This is a genomic window from Salinibacter sp. 10B, from assembly GCF_002954405.1.
Taxonomy (GTDB): Bacteria; Bacteroidota; Rhodothermia; order Rhodothermales; family Salinibacteraceae; genus Salinibacter.
Genome location: NZ_MQWC01000004.1, coordinates 2537401 through 2552752, shown reverse-complemented (window position 1 = coordinate 2552752; position 15352 = coordinate 2537401). Strand labels below are relative to the sequence as shown.

Here is a 15352-nt window from a genome sequence, read left to right as displayed (position 1 = left end):
GCGAGAGCGGACCGTGTAGCACTCACGGCACACGAGCAGCGTTCCCCACCGGCTCCTCTTCGTTCCAAACCCGGAGAGGACCAGCCGTCGCTCCGGCCTCACCCCACGAGCGCTTCAATCTCGTCGGGCGTCCCTGCTCCGGCCGTCTCGACGTCGTCGAGCGTGCGCCCAACGAGGCCTCGCAGCACATTGCCTGCTCCCACCTCGATAAAGCGGTCGGCCCCATCCGCATGCATGCGTCGGAGTGTTTGCGCCCACCGCACCGGCGAAAGCAACTGCTCCATGAGCCGCTGCCGGATCTCGTCGGGGTCGACGGTGGGCTCAGCCGTTACGTTCAAGTACACCGGACACTCCGGCTCGTTGATGGTCACTGCCTCCAGCACCTCCCGGAGCCCCTCCCGCGCATACTCCATAAGAGGGGAATGGAACGCTCCACTCACCGGAAGCGGGATGGCGCGTCCTTTGATGCGAGCCGTGGCCTTCTCTACTGCCGCCTCGTCTCCGGAGATGACAATCTGTCCGGGCGCGTTGTAGTTGGCGGTCTGTACGACGCCCTCGCCCTCGTCCGACACGGCCGTGCAGGCGGCCTCCACCTCCTCGTCGTCGGCCCCCATGATGGCCGCCATTGCCCCGGGGCGCTGCTCACCGGCCTTCGCCATCAACTCGCCTCGCCGGCGCACCACGCGCAGTCCGTCCTCGAAGGAGAGCGCCCCAACAGCCGCCAGCGCGCTATACTCCCCCAGGCTGTGCCCGGCCGCCTGGTCCGGCTGAACCCCCTTGGCCTCCAGTACCGCCGCAGCCGCCAGGCTGTGCGTGTAGAGCGCCGGCTGTGTGATCGCCGTCTGCTTCAACCGCTCGGCCGGCTCCGCGACACTGGAGTCGAGCCCAAACATGAACGTCAGAAGGTCGACGTCGTCCAGCAAGTCGTTGGCCGCCTCGAAGCGCGCCCGAGCCTCGGGATGCTGCTCAAAGAGTTCGTAGCCCATGCCCACTGATTGCGACCCCTGCCCGGGAAAGAGAAATGCCATCATGGCAATGTCGAATTTCGAGTTTCGAAGTGCGAATTGTTGAAGACAATGGGCAACCGAGCGAGAAGCCGAGATCAATTCGACACTCGCAATTCACCACTCGTCATTGCCCCTCGTAGGCCCAGGTAAGGTAGCTGGCTCCCCAGGTAAATCCGCCCCCAAAAGCCGTGAGAATGAGGTTATCCCCTCGCGTAAGCTCGTCCTCCCAGTCGTAGAGACAAAGCGGAATAGTTGCCGCCGTGGTGTTGCCGTAGCGGTCAATGTTGACCATCACCTTGTTAGAGTCGAGGCCCATCCGCTTGGCCGTCGCATCAATGATGCGCTGATTGGCCTGATGGGGCACGAGGTATTGCACGTCGTCGGCAGTAAGGTCATTTCGCTCCATGACCTCCACACAGACGTCGGCCATGCGAGTCACGGCAAACTTGAAGACCTGCCGACCGTCCTGGTGAACGTAGTGCATGTGATTGTCCACCGTTTCGTGGGTCGGGGGATGGAGACTTCCTCCGCCCTCCATACAGAGCAGATCCCGATGCTCCCCGTCCGTGTGGTGCACCGTATCCTGGAGTCCCACGTCCTCGTCGGCCTCCAGTACAACCGCCCCCGCACCGTCCCCAAAGAGAATGCACGTGGTGCGGTCCGTGTAGTCGACGATAGAGCTCATCTTATCGGTCCCAATGACGAGGACCGTGTCCGCCCGGCCGGTTTCAACAAACTGGGCCCCGGTGGTGAGGCCGTACAAAAAGCCGCTGCACGCCGCCGAGAGGTCGAACCCCCAGGCATTCGAAGCGCCAAGGTTGTCCTGCACGAGACAGGCCGTGGCCGGAAACAGCATATCCGGCGTAACGGTGGCCACGACAATTACGTCCACGTCGTCGGGCGTGAGGCCTCGCTTGTCGAGGGCCTCGCGCGCCGCCTCGGTGGCCATAAACGCAGTCGCTTTCCCGTCGTCCCCCAGGATGCGACGCTCACGAATGCCGGTGCGGGTCCGGATCCACTCGTCGTTGGTCTCCACCATCGCCTCCAGGTCACTGTTGGTGAGCCGTTCGTCCGGCAGGTAGTGACCGACGGACGTAATGGCGGCGTGACGCAAAGCGGAAGGGGAAGACATAGATCAGTGCGGGTGGTGGGACGATGACACGGATCCCGGCGATGTTATCCGGTCTCGGACTGAAATGCGGACTCAATCGCGGGGATGACCTCCGTCGTGGACAGTGCGGCGGCCGCGTGAATCATCTGCTCGATCACGTCGGGCGACGAGCTGCCGTGACCAATCAAGACGTTTCCATTGACTCCCAACAGCGGAGCCCCGCCCATCGACTCCGGGTCGAAGTGATGGCTTACCTCCCCCAACACATTCGACACGAGAGCCTGCTCGTCGTCCGACAGCCCTTGGCGGTCCATCTCCTGCTGCGTCATTTCCGACAGGACCGTCGTCATGCTCTCCCCGAACTTGAGCAGAACATTTCCAACAAACCCATCGCAAATGAGGATATCGGCGGCATAAAACAGTAGATCTCCTCCCTCGACATTTCCTTTGAAGTGGATATCGTCAATGTTCTGAAGCCGCTCATACGCCTCCTTGACGAGCTCATTGCCTTTCCCCGGCTCCTCCCCAATGTTGATCAACCCCACGGTGGGGTCCTCATTGTCCAGCACCTGCCGGGCATAAATGGTCCCCATGCGGGCAAACTGGACCAGGTGCGAGGGCTTGCAGTCCACGTTCGAGCCAATGTCCAGGACAACAGACGAGCCCCGAAGATTGGGAAAGAACCCCGCAATCGACGGACGCTCGACCCCCGCAATCCGACCAAGAATGAACATTGCCGCACCCATGATGGCCCCGGTGTTGCCGGCACTCACAAACGCGTCGGCTTTGTCGTCGTGATGAGCGGCGAGGCCCTGATGGATCGACGAATTCGTCTTTTGTTTAACGGCCGCCGCCGGCGCCTCCCCCATTCCAATCACATCCGGGGCATCAATGATGTCGAGGGCGTCGTGGGGAGCGTCAGGATGCTCCTCCAACACTGCTCGGATCTGTGCCTCGGGGCCAACGAGGAGAACGGAGGGATCCCGGTCTGCGTGGTTCACGGCCTGAATTGCTCCCGTGACGACCGCTTCCGGCGCATCGTCGCCTCCCATTGCGTCCACAGCAATACGCGAAGCCATACGAGCCGTCAGAGTGTGTCCCGAAAACGAGTGTAGTGAGGAAAAGAGGGAACGCCTTCGCCCTACTGGACCCATCCTGGAAAAGACGGACCCGGCGCAAACATAGGTGTGCGCAGGGAAAATCACCGGGTCACCGTCGAAAGACGGGACGAAGACCCGACAAAGAAATGACACGCCCCAAACCGAATGCAGCAAGCTTCCTCGGTGGGACGTGTGCGGGTGCCGCGAGCCAGAACGTGTACGTCCCGGTGCGCTACACCATGTACTCTTCGGACGGTTCGATTACTTGCCGTCCTCGGTAGTGGCCGCAGTGCTTGCAGGCGCGGTGCATCACCTTCGGATTGCCGCAGTTGTTGCAGTCCATAAGCTGCGGCGGCTCCAACTCATTGTAGTACGTGGAGCGGCGCTTGCGTGTGCGCGACTTCGAGTGTCGTCGTTTCGGTACAGCCATAACTCAGTCCCAGTCAATGAATACAAACAGCGCGCGGGCCCATCCTCCGAGACCGATCACGGACACTCCGTAAACGCGGCCTCCTATTCGGACACGGCGGACTCCATAAGATGAGGGGAAGAATCCAGATGTTCAGCCCCCTCGGCTCAATTTGCTCAGAATTTATAGCACACCCTGCCCGCCCCTGCCGGGTATAGTGCTGTCGGGCTTACGAACTCTCCCCGGTCGAGTTGTTATTTTTCAGCTTCTGCAGCTCCTCCCACCGCGGATCGATCGGCTCCTCTTCGGCCTCCTCGGGCCTTCCAAACTCCTGATCGATGGGCTCCTCTTCGGCCCCCGGCGCAATCTGCCGCTGCGGAAGTGCCAGAAGCAGGGTATCCCGAACCACGTCGGTCAGGTCGATTTCCTGGTCTGAGGGATGGAAGGGGCGCACCTCTTCAAACTCTTCCCCTTCCCGCCCAACCATCTCCGGCGGTCCGAAGAGCAGATTGTAATGTCCCTCCACATCCTCGTCGTACGACTTGAGCGTTCGATCGCAGGTGAGCTCGGCGGTCGCCGTGGCCGACAGCTTCACGAGAATGCGATCCCGATGACACTGCAACTCCGCCTCCACGTACACGTCGCGAAACGTCGTCGGATCAAGAGCCGCCTCTTCTGCCGACGGGGAAAACTCAAGGTGATGGATGCCGTCCGAAAGGGAGGTGACGTCGACCGTCAGCATGGCACCGAGCCGTTCGTGAACAAACCGCGCAAAGAAATCTATTTCGGTATCTGATCAGATATGCCGTCTACCGCATTGGGGTTCCGGGTTCAGTGCGCACACGAACGCATGCTGGATCGCCCTCTTCCCCGCCCTCCTCCTGCACAACATCAGCCGACAAACGATTGACCGCAGGAGATGGGCGCACGGTGGGTTCAACACTCTGTCGAAGACTCGTCCAACGCCTCCACTGCCGATCCGCCGCCCTTCATCCGCATCAGCACACGGTCGGGTCAGGTCATGATCGAGAGCACACCGGCCGTCTCTAGCGCGACCAGCACAAGAAAGAGAGCGTAGAGCCCGAGAAGCCCAACGGCCTCATTCGGCTCCAGCGACTCATTGGTTCGCAGGATGACGAAGAGCACGAGGGTCGCGAGGGCAAGAACAGCCATCATCGGCACGGCTGCCGACACGTTGACGGTGGAGGCCCCTGCGAGGAAGATGCCGGCCGGAACTGCCACGAGAAGATCAAAAATATTGCTGCCCAACACGTTGGCGAGACTTACGGTCCCACGTCCCCCATGGGCTGCCCGAACACTCACAAACATGTCCGGCAGGCTTGTCCCGGCAGCCACAACGGTGAGCCCCCATAAAAAAGAGGGCGTGCCGAACCAATCGCCAAACCCAATAGCCGCACGCACCAGCCCTTCGGTCCCAACCAGAATCAGAGCCAAGCTTCCCCCCAGTCGAACCCAGTCGCCCATCGGCGTCAAGTGTTCGGGAGGAGCCTCTCCAGTGTGATCCCGCACCGCAAGCAGCTGGAGATAGAAGTACAGCCCGTAGAACATCAAGGGCATCAGGGCGAGGGGACGGGTTACAATCCCAACGCGATCGGGACCGGGCACAGGATAATACAGGGCCGCCAGTGCAAACGTCAGCATCAGCACTGCCACGGACGTAACGTAGAACTGCACGTCTTTGAACACGAGGAGTCGTCCCGTATCGATGCGCCCGCCCACGAGCCCGGACACGCCCGGAATCACGAGAATATTGAAGAGTGCCGACCCCACGACGGAGGCGACCCCAAGATCAAAGGTCCCGTGCAGGAGCGTCGCCAACACTGTACTCGACAACTCCGGAAAGCTGGACCCAATGGCCGTGATGACGGCTCCCTGCACGGCTGCGGGAAGCTGGTAATAGACCGACAGTCGCCGAGACGTGTCTTCCAGGATCCCACTCCCCCACCAACAGATCGCGGTGCCCCCCACCGCGAAACCAATATAGAGGAGTAACTGCATGAGGTACGAACCAGTCGCTCAGTAAATTGGAGGTGTGGCGCCCTCCACCTACGGCAGCCCCGAAGAGGAGAAAAGATATAGTGGCGCGCCTCCGCCCCAAAGTCAAGCTGGTCGGAAAGAGTTCCGGTGCTCCCGATCAAACCGAGATGGGAGCGTTGGGATGCAAAGTGCCACTCGCCTCCCGAAAACGAGAACGCCGTCGATTGTAGACCTGACGGGCGCCCCCATTTCACGGATGGTGCATTCGTTTTGTAGGTTTTCGGATGCTGGCGGTCCTCCCCCGGACTGCTCGATCCGTCTCTCCGAATCTGCTTGGGGGATGGCTACGATGCTAAGACACAGTGGCGAAGTGATAGAAAGACGCCAAGCGCCTCTCCCTGTAGCAGAGCTGCCGGGGGAGCGCAGAAGCCGCTCTGCACGAAATCCACGCAGTCGCAGGCCGTAGACACTCCGCCAGATAGGTTCTCATGACGTCATTATCAAACTGAAGACATCTGCCATCATGGTCAGCCTCGACACTCAACACGCACAGTCGTTCCTCGACGACGGCGCACTCGCCGACCTTAAGCCTCAGATCGAAGAGGCCCACGAAGCGGTTCTGAACAAAACAGGAAAGGGCAGCCACATGCTGGGATGGCGCGATCTTCTCCTAGACCCGGATGATGCCCTTCTGCAAGACATCGAAGCCACCGCCCACCGGCTCCGGCGCGACGCCGACGTGCTGCTGTGTCTCGGCATCGGCGGTTCCTACCTCGGTGCCCGGGCAGTAATTAGCGCCCTCACGCCGTACCTGTCCGCCCGCCAACCCGACCCCCCTTCGCCCGATACCCCCGAGGGCCAGAGCATGCACCCCTCCCAGCCCCCTGAGGTGCGCTTTGCCGGCCATCACACGAGCGGGGCCTACCTTCGAGAGCTCCTTTCCGACCTGGACGGAAAATCCGTCTTTGTAAATGTCATCTCCAAGAGTGGCACGACCCTCGAAACTGCCCTTTCCTTCCGAGTGGTGCGTGCATGGATGCACGACCAGTTCGACGCCCCCTCCGACCGGATCATCATCACAACCGACAAGGAACAGGGCGCCCTCAACGCCCTCCACGAGGCCAACGACTTCTACAAGAAGTACGTCATTCCCGACGACGTCGGGGGACGGTTCTCAGTGCTTACGCCCGTCGGCCTGCTTCCCATTGCCGCGGCCGGGATCGACATCCATTCCTTCTTTTATGGGGCCGTGTCGGCTTGTGAAGAGATCAGTGCCGACGCCGAGCACGATGCCCTCCGATACGCTGCTCTTCGGTATCTGCTCCTGAACGACGACTACGACGTAGAAGCCCTCGCGGTGTTCGAACCAAAGCTCCGGAATATCGGGCGGTGGTGGCAACAACTCTTCGGGGAGAGCGAGGGCAAAGAGCACACCGGCCTCTTTCCCACCGTTGCCCAGTACACCACCGACCTCCACTCGATCGGCCAGTACATGCAGCAGGGGCAGCGCAATTTGATGGAGACGTTCCTGATGCCGAAGAAGGATCCGGCGTCGCTCTCCATTCCTGAAACAGAGGACGACGTGGACGGACTCAACTACGTCGCCGGAAAAACGATGGGCGACGTCACCCGCGCCGCGTACGACGGAACGGCCCAGGCACACGCCAACGGGGGCGTCCCAAACGTCACCATCTGGTTCGACGCCCTAGCTCCCCAACCGATCGGAGAACTCCTCTACTTCTTCGAGCACGCCGTGGCGGTTAGCGGGTACCTGCTCGACGTCAACCCCTTCAATCAGCCCGGCGTGGAAGATTACAAGAGTGAGATGTACGACCGACTCGACCGGTGAACTCGCTCTTCGACCAAAAAAATGAATGGTATCCCGCCAGCGACTCCAACACAAGTCCACGCCCGGCACGCCGGCCCCTCTCCTGCAGGGTAAACGAGGGGCCGGACTGTTTTCACGTCTACGACCAGGTCGTCTCCTGCGTCCCTCGCCCCCCTTTTCTAACAACGCAGATGTACCGTTTGTGGATGGTCCGCAGCCCTCGTCAGGGGGCTGTGGACTTCTCCACAATGTTGTGGATAACCGGTGGATAAGTGGTCCATAACATCTGGATAACCAAAACGACGAATTTTGATCGTCTGCGCCGGTGCATAACTTTGGGGTCCGTCCACACCCATCACCGCGTTCTCAACACTGTGGATGAGTGTGCACAACTATGCACGAGAACACCGTGATTTACTGTGGATAGCTGTGGAAAGGTGGAAAACACCCCGAAAATCGTCGATTTACGCCGTATACCGACTCTTGAATCCAGTTTCTTGTGGATAACTCCGTGAATGAAGCGCGATGCTGTCCACATCTCTCGATCGCGGTTGTGGGTCGTTTACTTGTCCACATTTCCACACGCCTAACAACAACAACCACATCTTTTTAAAAATCCCAGAGTGCTTTATTCACAGTAGGGCGTGTGGATAACTTTCCTCGATAGGAATACGGCGCAGCTCAAATCGATATACCGCTCAGTAAGAGCTTTGTACTGGTACATCGACGTGTACCAAACCAAGAAGTAGGATATTCCTGTAGAGGAATAACACCGCTAGGAGTGCTAGAGTACCACAACGGGGGATCACCAGCAGTCCATGTTGATGGGATGCTTGCCCTCCTCTTTGTTCACTCCCGCCAGGGAACTGTCCAGACCTGCACCCCATCCGATCGGAGCCAAACGGCCCCCGAGCGTGCGGTGCTGTGAATCTCAGCTCCTTCCCTTCGCCATCGCGCCAATACATCTCTACTAGGCATCCCAAATCGGTTCTCACGCCCAACACTGACAACGGCGTGTGTCTTCCGACTCGAATCCACACAGGCGTGCACGAAAGCAGAAGTACTACTCGTCTCGGATCCGTGGTGGGGCAGTTTTACAACTCGGCTTCCGAGACTCCTCTCGTACATCCGCACAAGGGCTTGCTCGGCAGCTGCCTCAATGTCCCCCGGCAGAAGCACATCGGTACGACCGAATCCTACACGGAGAACAACCGACCGGCTATTTTCACTCTCGACTCCCCAACGCTCGGGATGGACCGGTGGCCCAAGTACTTCAATTCCAACCGACGGTCCCGCCGAAAGCATATCTCCACGTTGCACAGAGGACGATGGCACGTCCAAGCGAGAAAGCATCCGGCGCGTCTCGCGAAAGAGATCGGTATCCGTCTTCTGCCCACTGTGGATTACCTTCCCAACGTCGACCTCCTGCAAAATGGCAGGAAGTCCGCCGAGGTGATCCTCATCGGGGTGCGTAACAACCACGAGGTCCAACCGGTGAATACCTCGGCGACGCAAAAACGGGAGAATTGAGGACGCAGCTGCACTCCCGCCGTAGGGAGACCGGGGACCCGTGTCCACCAGAATCCGACGCTCCTCGGGAGTCGTAATTAGAGCAGCATCCCCCTGCCCTACGTCAAAGAAGAGTACATCGAGTGTGGGGTCCGCCTCCGGCTCAAACAGCCCTACCCATACCCCAGCCGTTGCGATCAGAAGAGCACAGACGGTGCACCGCCAGCGGTAACGGGGGCGCGGCCACTGAGCCAAAGCCCCCGACCCACAAACGAGCGCTCCAAGCACCCACGGATTCGGATTTACCATTCGGAGGCCGCCCCACGACAACCACGTCGCCCCGCTGTGAGAGATGAGCAACAGCCCCCGAACAAACAGATCCGCAGTACTCCCAAAGGCAGCACCGGCCAAGGACCACAACTCGCCCACCACGGTCATCATCACGGCCGCCGATAGGGCGAGCCCCGTGCAAGGAATGCCTGCCACGTTCAAAAGCAAGCCGGCGACTGATACCCACCCGAAGTGGTAAAGGAGCACGGGAGCCGTCCCAATCGTCGCCGCCGCGGATACAGTGATTGTAGAAATAAGCCAGTCCCCAGCGGCCGTTTGCGTCCACTCCGACGGAATCCACTCCTTGAATCGAGGATCGATGGTCACAATTGCCGCGACGGCCGCCATGGAGAGCTGAAATCCCGCGTCGAAGAGCGCTGGGGGACGAACAGCGAGAAGCACCAGTGCCGCCACGCCGAGCGTGTTCAACGGATGAGTGGATCGCTGAAAGACAACACCGCCGATAAACAACGTAGACATGACGACAGCGCGTACCACCGACGGCCGCATTCCCGTCAGTAGCATATACAGACAAAGCACTACGACTGTGAGTCCCGCTCGCCCGATCTCCACAGTCTGCCAGCGAAGCCGCAGCCGCATCAAAAGAGGCTGGAGTAGAATGTACAGGACCATGCCTACCAGGAACACATGGAGTCCTGAAACAGCCAACAGATGCATGAGCCCCGTTTCCGCAAACTGCTGCCGCTGCTCGTCCGTCACACGGCTCCGGTCGCCCAGCAGGAGGGCTTGAAGTACCGCACGTCCGTCGGCGCTCGGCACGTACCGGCGGATTTGCCGACGGATGTGTTGACGCGTCCGAACGACGACGTTCGTAAGCAGAGCAGAGCTTCGGTCGAGTCGACGAATACGAGATGGCCGATCCACATATGCCGTGCAGCAGACGCCGCGCCGCGCAAGGTACTCCCCATAGTCGAATCCTCCTGGGTTTCGTTGTCCGGGCGCTGGGCGAATGATACTCGTGAGACGAAGGCGATCCCCTTCATAAATCCGAGGAAACGGCTTGGGGCTCGCTTCCCACGGAGACGGTCGAAGAGTCACGCGGACCCTTCCGTCTGCTTTTATGAGGGAGTCTGCCCATGCAATCTCATCCACAACCAGTGTAAAACGTGTGGACAACTCCGACCGCTCAGGGGCATCGACGACTGTTCCAAAAATCGGGAGGGCGCGATCGGGCATCTTCTCCACCACTGGACCCAGCGCCCGGGGGGACGAAGTCGTGTAGATGGTATAGGAGGTACCTCCGGCCCCGAGACCCAACAGCACAATGGCAACGACCCGCCCCAGTGGCGCTAACGTGACCATCCGCTGCTTTCCCCACCAGTGCATGAGTGCAAAGAGAAGCACACCGAGCCCGACGCAGCCCCTCCAGAAGAATGGGGGCCACCTCCCCGCAAGGGCGTCGAGAAGAATCCCGCCAGCAAATGCGCCCGCCGGCACGAGCGCCGGATAAGCCGACCAATGAAGGGCGGAGGAGGAACGCACGGGAGAGGAATCAGCCGATAGACAATGAAATCAAGGCAGGTTACTCAGTCGCACAGACACATCATTACACCTGAGTATAACATGCTCTCATAGCAGTGCAGGCAAGCCGGCAAGATCCAAGATTAAGGGAATCCGCAGTGACCCCTGAACCTCCGTACCCCTCGGGGATAGGAACAAAGCTTTCCTCTGAAAGCATGCCCGACGCCGTATGAGGCGTGGTCGTCTTTCTCGACGGTTGAATGCAGGCGACCAAACATGCCGATCCGTGAGAAGAGGCGTCAACCATTTCTCCCGGAAGATGGGGGCAGTGTTCGACTGCAAGCGGAGACGATTTCTAATCAACTTCCTCACGTGTCGGTATGAGCACCCGCCGCGAAGCCCGAGAACGTGTCATGCAGGCGTTGTACGCCCAGGAGCAGGCTGGGGGGAACCCGAGCCACTTCGTTCACACTCTGCTGGCTGCGGAGTTTGAGGACGATCCGGAGGTAATGAACTTTGCCGAAAGCCTTTTCCGGACGACCCTGGAGGTGGCTGATGAGGCCGATGAGATTATTCAGGCCCACGCCACGAATTGGAAGCTGCACCGCATTACCGCGATCGATCGGGCCCTTCTCCGGATGGCCACGGCCGAGTTTCTGGAGTTTGAAGAGATCCCGCCGAAGGTGACAATTGACGAGGCCATCGAGATTGCCAAGACCTACAGCACGGACGACAGCGGCCCCTTCATCAATGGGGTGCTCGATTCGGTGTTGATGGACCTCCACCGGCAGGGGCGACTCGAAAAATCGGGACGCGGATTGATCGGCATGGACGCCATCCGAGAACGGGCACAGTCTCAGTAAAGGCCGCTCCGACTCAGAACTGGAGTTGCCTTTCTCTGCACAAATTCGCAACATTATCTGGAGGGTGAGATTCCCTTCTCCTCGAATACTCGCTTCACGACGGTACCCCACCGCCGAAAGGCGGGGCACAATGCGATGGGCCTCATAGCAATAGGTGACATACACGGATGCGCAAAATCGTTCGAAGCGCTTCTAGAAAAGATTGACCCGTCGTCCGACGATCATCTTCTCTTCGTCGGCGACTACATCGACCGAGGACCCGATTCGAAGGGCGTCATCGATCGTCTCTTGGAGCTCCGCGAGGAGGTGGAGTGTACGTTTCTCCGGGGGAACCACGAGTCCCTGATGTTGGGCTATCTCAACGATGGGGCGTTCAACCTGTGGCGAGTGAATGGCGGCGTCTCGACTCTACAGAGCTATCTCGGCAGCGGCGAGTCGGACATCGAAATTCCCGACCACCACGCCGAGTTCGTTCGGGAGACGAAGCTCTACCACGAGACGGAGGACTACTTCTTTGTCCACGCCGGGCTCAAGCCCCACCTCACGATTGAGGAGAACCTGGAGCAGAACGACGAAAAGGTGTTCATGTGGGAACGGGAGCACCTCGGCTCCGACGAGTTCGCGTGGGAGAAAACGGTCGTCTGCGGGCACACGCCCCGTCCCGAGCCCATCAATCGGGACAAGCTGATTCTCATCGACACGGGCTGCGTCTACCACATGCAGCCGGGAATGGGCCGCCTCACCGCCGTTCGCCTCCCCGAGCGAGAGTTCATTGACGTGGAGTACGTGGACTGAGGCGCTCATCGAAATCCGAGGGAAAATCCTCCTCGTATGAGATCCTTAGAGGGTCACAGAGGTTGCGTATTCCGTACTGCGTATTCTTGAGGGTCCCAACGGAGTACGCAATACGAAATACGGTAGCGCAACGCCCTCCTGATTTTATCACGGCGTTCGATACCCCTCTACGCCCGTCGATCTCGAGTAAAGTCGTTCCCCCCTTATGTCCCTGCAGTGCGGCCTCGTCGGCCTGCCCAACGTCGGAAAATCGACCATCTTCAACGCGTTGAGCGACGCCGGCGCGGACTCCGAGAACTACCCCTTTTGCACCATCGAACCCAACGTGGGCGTCGTGCCGGTCCCGGACGACCGCCTCTACCGCCTCGCCGAGCTGGCGGATGCCGATGACACCACGCCCGCTACCATCGAGTTCGTGGACATCGCGGGGCTTGTGGAAGGCGCGTCCGAGGGCGAAGGACTGGGGAACCAGTTTCTCGGCAACATCCGCGAGGTAGACCTCATCGTGCATGTCGTGCGCTGCTTTGAGGACGACAACGTGGGGCACGTCTCCGGTTCGGTCGACCCGGCGCGGGACATCGACGTGATCAACACCGAGCTCCTGCTGAAGGATCTGGAGACGGTGGCGAAGCGCGTGGAGGCCCACCAGAAAGCTGCGAACAGTGGAGACCAGGAGGCTCAGGAGAAGCTGACGGTGTTTGAAGCTCTGCACGATCACCTGTCGGACGGCCATTGGGCCCGTACCTTCGAGCTTCCCGCGAATGGAGTCGACCGCTCCCTCATCGACGAGCTGTTTCTGCTCACGGACAAACCGGTGCTCTATGCCGCCAACGTGGCCGAGAGCGATCTCCCGGAGGGGAACGACCACGTGGAGCAGGTCCGCGAGGTTGCCGACGAAGAAGAGGCCGAGACGGTTGTGATCTCGGCCGACGTGGAGTCGCAGATCGTAGCGTTCGACGACCCCGACGAGCGGCAACTCTTTCTCGACGATCTTGGTTTGGAGCAACCCGGACTTGAACGCCTGATTCGGGCAGCGTACGACCAACTGGGATTGATTACCTTCTTTACGGCTGGCCCGTCGGAGGCCCGGGCCTGGACCATCGAAAAAGGCACGCGCGCCCCGGAGGCCGGCGGCACGATCCACTCCGACTTTGAGAAGGGGTTCATTCGGGCGGAAACGGTTGATTTTTCCGACTACGATCGGCTTGGCTCCGAAGCGGCGGCGCGGGAAGCGGGAGAGATGCGGGCCGAAGGCAAAGACTACGTCGTCGACGACGGCGACGTCATGTTTTTTCGGTTCAACGTGTGAGGGCAAGCAGCCGGACAGTGTACAGTTTCACAGCTGTGGGCACCGAAAAATCCTCTCCAACCGTCACTCCTGAGATGTCCAGGAGCGACGGAGAAAAGTAAGGAAACAGGTGATGCTGTTTCGGCAGCTTTGACTCTGGGTAGTGATCCCGAGGGAAAGTTAAGCGGTCTCGACAAGGATTTTTCGGGGCCTTCCTGAAATTGTCCGATAAGTGGGTGTCCGGGAAGAGTTGTTGAGGGGGAGGTTTCGTCATCGTCTCACGAGCGTTCACCAGGGTGCCATGTCTCTCCAATGCGGCCTCGTCGGCCTGCCCAATGTTGGCAAGTCTACCATCTTTAACGCCCTGAGCAACGCCGGCGTCGACGCCGAGAACTATCCCTTCTGTACGGTGGATGCGAACGTCGGCGTCGTGCCCGTCCCCGACGACCGGCTGGAGCGGGTAAAGGAATTAGCCGGGTCGCCTGAGGCGGTGCCCACCACCATCGAGTTTGTGGACATCGCCGGGCTCGTGGAGGGCGCGTCCGAGGGCGAAGGATTGGGCAACCAGTTTCTGGCCAACATCCGCGAGGTCGACGCCATCATCCATGTCGTGCGTTGCTTTGAGGACGACAGCGTCGCGCACGTGGACGGGTCGGTCGATCCGGTCCGGGACGTGGAGACGATCAATACCGAGCTCTTGCTGAAGGATCTGGAGACGGTCGAGAAGCGCATCGACAAGCTGGAGCCGGCAGCGAAGAAGGGTGACAAAGAGGCGGCGGAGAACCTGCCTCTGTTTCACCGGCTCCACGAGCACCTGAGCAATGGCAACTGGGTGCGTTCATTCGACATATCGAACGACAATCAGGCGCTGGTGGACGAGCTCTTCCTCCTCACCGACAAGCCGGTGCTCTACGTGGCGAATGTGGCGGAGGACGACATCTCAGAAGGCAATGCGCACGTGGATGCGCTTCGGGCACGAGCGGAGGAGGAGAACACGCAGGTCGTTGTGATTTCGGCGGAGGCGGAGGCGCAGATTGCCGAGCTGGAGCCGGAGGAGCGGCAGTTCTTTTTGGACGACCTCGGACTGGAGCGCTCCGGGCTCGAACGGCTCATCCACGCCGCATATGACGTGCTGGATCTCATCACCTTCTTTACGGCGGACGAGAAGGGCGCCTACGCCTGGACGATCCGGAAGGGCACCCGTGCCCCGCAGGCCGCCGGTCAGGTGCACACGGACTTCGAGGAGGGCTTCATCAAGGCCGAGACGATTCACTTCTCCGACTTCGACGAGGCCGGCTCCGAAAAGGCCGCTCGGGACGCCGGGCTCCTGCGAACCGAGGGTAAAGACTACGTCGTGGAGGACGGGGACGTGATGGAGTTTCGGTTCAACGTGTGAGAGCCATGTGTGTCGTAGGGGGGAAGAGACTGGGCCGCCGTCTCTCGACACGTATTCGGCGTCAGTTGCACGTCCCCGAGAGTATCGACCGAGGATGGAAAGGGCGTTCATGGGGGCGGGTGGTTGTGGTTGGGTCTCCCCGTTCGGATCTTCCCGTACCAGCCCGCGCTCCCTTACTTTCCCTCCCCCCACGATGCTCCCTGCCCGTTCGCCGTGCTTCCGACCGTTCTTTGTCC

Annotated in this window: 12 protein-coding genes; 5 read left to right on the top strand and 7 right to left on the bottom strand. The window is 60.1% G+C overall.

Translation table 11 applies throughout. The annotated features are described in order from the left end of the window. Positions 1-98: 98 nt before the first annotated feature. The 6 genes from fabD to BSZ35_RS10500 form a co-directional block, all read right to left on the bottom strand. Positions 99-1031: an ACP S-malonyltransferase gene (gene fabD, locus BSZ35_RS10525; RefSeq protein WP_105012395.1), complete on the bottom strand. Its 933-nt coding sequence runs from the start codon at positions 1029-1031 to the stop codon at positions 99-101. 100 nt (positions 1032-1131) lie between these two features. Beyond that, entirely contained in the window at positions 1132-2139 is a 1008-nt protein-coding gene (locus BSZ35_RS10520) for a beta-ketoacyl-ACP synthase III (protein ID WP_105012394.1), read from the bottom strand. Between the two features lie 44 nt (positions 2140-2183). Beyond that, entirely contained in the window at positions 2184-3197 is a 1014-nt protein-coding gene (gene plsX / locus BSZ35_RS10515) for a phosphate acyltransferase PlsX (RefSeq protein ID WP_105012393.1), read from the bottom strand. Positions 3198-3450: 253 nt separating this feature from the next. Further along, positions 3451-3648: a 50S ribosomal protein L32 gene (rpmF, locus tag BSZ35_RS10510; protein ID WP_105012392.1), complete on the bottom strand. Its 198-nt coding sequence runs from the start codon at positions 3646-3648 to the stop codon at positions 3451-3453. Between the two features lie 208 nt (positions 3649-3856). Beyond that, complete coding sequence (locus BSZ35_RS10505) at positions 3857-4369, bottom strand: DUF177 domain-containing protein (RefSeq protein ID WP_105012391.1); 513 nt, start codon at positions 4367-4369, stop codon at positions 3857-3859. Positions 4370-4641: 272 nt separating this feature from the next. Further along, positions 4642-5646 carry a sodium:calcium antiporter gene (locus BSZ35_RS10500; protein ID WP_105012390.1) on the bottom strand — a complete coding sequence of 335 codons (1005 nt, stop codon included), beginning with the start codon at positions 5644-5646 and terminating at the stop codon, positions 4642-4644. Positions 5647-6148: 502 nt separating this feature from the next. Here BSZ35_RS10500 and BSZ35_RS10495 point away from each other — a divergent pair. Continuing rightward, entirely contained in the window at positions 6149-7474 is a 1326-nt protein-coding gene (locus BSZ35_RS10495; RefSeq protein WP_105012389.1) for a glucose-6-phosphate isomerase, read from the top strand. An 828-nt stretch (positions 7475-8302) separates the two neighbouring features. Here the strand turns inward: BSZ35_RS10495 and BSZ35_RS10490 are convergent. Further along, positions 8303-10795: a DNA internalization-related competence protein ComEC/Rec2 gene (locus BSZ35_RS10490; protein ID WP_105012388.1), complete on the bottom strand. Its 2493-nt coding sequence runs from the start codon at positions 10793-10795 to the stop codon at positions 8303-8305. Positions 10796-11154: 359 nt separating this feature from the next. On the opposite strand from BSZ35_RS10490, the gene nusB reads away from it, so the two are divergent. The 4 genes from nusB (at position 11155) to ychF (BSZ35_RS10470) (ending at position 15116) form a co-directional block, all read left to right on the top strand. Further along, positions 11155-11637, top strand: a complete 483-nt coding sequence (gene nusB / locus BSZ35_RS10485; protein ID WP_105012387.1) for a transcription antitermination factor NusB — start codon at positions 11155-11157, stop codon at positions 11635-11637. A gap of 135 nt (positions 11638-11772) precedes the next feature. Continuing rightward, complete coding sequence (locus BSZ35_RS10480) at positions 11773-12432, top strand: metallophosphoesterase family protein (RefSeq protein WP_105012386.1); 660 nt, start codon at positions 11773-11775, stop codon at positions 12430-12432. 205 nt (positions 12433-12637) lie between these two features. Next, positions 12638-13741 carry a redox-regulated ATPase YchF gene (ychF, locus tag BSZ35_RS10475; RefSeq protein WP_105012385.1) on the top strand — a complete coding sequence of 368 codons (1104 nt, stop codon included), beginning with the start codon at positions 12638-12640 and terminating at the stop codon, positions 13739-13741. Positions 13742-14021: 280 nt separating this feature from the next. Continuing rightward, positions 14022-15116, top strand: a complete 1095-nt coding sequence (gene ychF, locus BSZ35_RS10470; RefSeq protein ID WP_105012384.1) for a redox-regulated ATPase YchF — start codon at positions 14022-14024, stop codon at positions 15114-15116. Positions 15117-15352 lie beyond the last annotated feature (236 nt).

Excerpts from the sequence above, each read along its gene's own strand:
- fabD (WP_105012395.1), bottom strand. The coding sequence starts at position 1,031 with ATGATGGCATTTCTCTTTCCCGGGCAGGGGTCGCAATCAGTGGGCATG.
- BSZ35_RS10520 (WP_105012394.1), bottom strand. The coding sequence starts at position 2,139 with ATGTCTTCCCCTTCCGCTTTGCGTCACGCCGCCATTACGTCCGTCGGT.
- plsX (WP_105012393.1), bottom strand. The coding sequence starts at position 3,197 with ATGGCTTCGCGTATTGCTGTGGACGCAATGGGAGGCGACGATGCGCCG.
- rpmF (WP_105012392.1), bottom strand. The coding sequence starts at position 3,648 with ATGGCTGTACCGAAACGACGACACTCGAAGTCGCGCACACGCAAGCGC.
- BSZ35_RS10505 (WP_105012391.1), bottom strand. The coding sequence starts at position 4,369 with ATGCTGACGGTCGACGTCACCTCCCTTTCGGACGGCATCCATCACCTT.
- BSZ35_RS10500 (WP_105012390.1), bottom strand. The coding sequence starts at position 5,646 with ATGCAGTTACTCCTCTATATTGGTTTCGCGGTGGGGGGCACCGCGATC.
- BSZ35_RS10495 (WP_105012389.1), top strand. The coding sequence starts at position 6,149 with ATGGTCAGCCTCGACACTCAACACGCACAGTCGTTCCTCGACGACGGC.
- nusB (WP_105012387.1), top strand. The coding sequence starts at position 11,155 with ATGAGCACCCGCCGCGAAGCCCGAGAACGTGTCATGCAGGCGTTGTAC.
- BSZ35_RS10480 (WP_105012386.1), top strand. The coding sequence starts at position 11,773 with ATGGGCCTCATAGCAATAGGTGACATACACGGATGCGCAAAATCGTTC.
- ychF (WP_105012385.1), top strand. The coding sequence starts at position 12,638 with ATGTCCCTGCAGTGCGGCCTCGTCGGCCTGCCCAACGTCGGAAAATCG.
- ychF (WP_105012384.1), top strand. The coding sequence starts at position 14,022 with ATGTCTCTCCAATGCGGCCTCGTCGGCCTGCCCAATGTTGGCAAGTCT.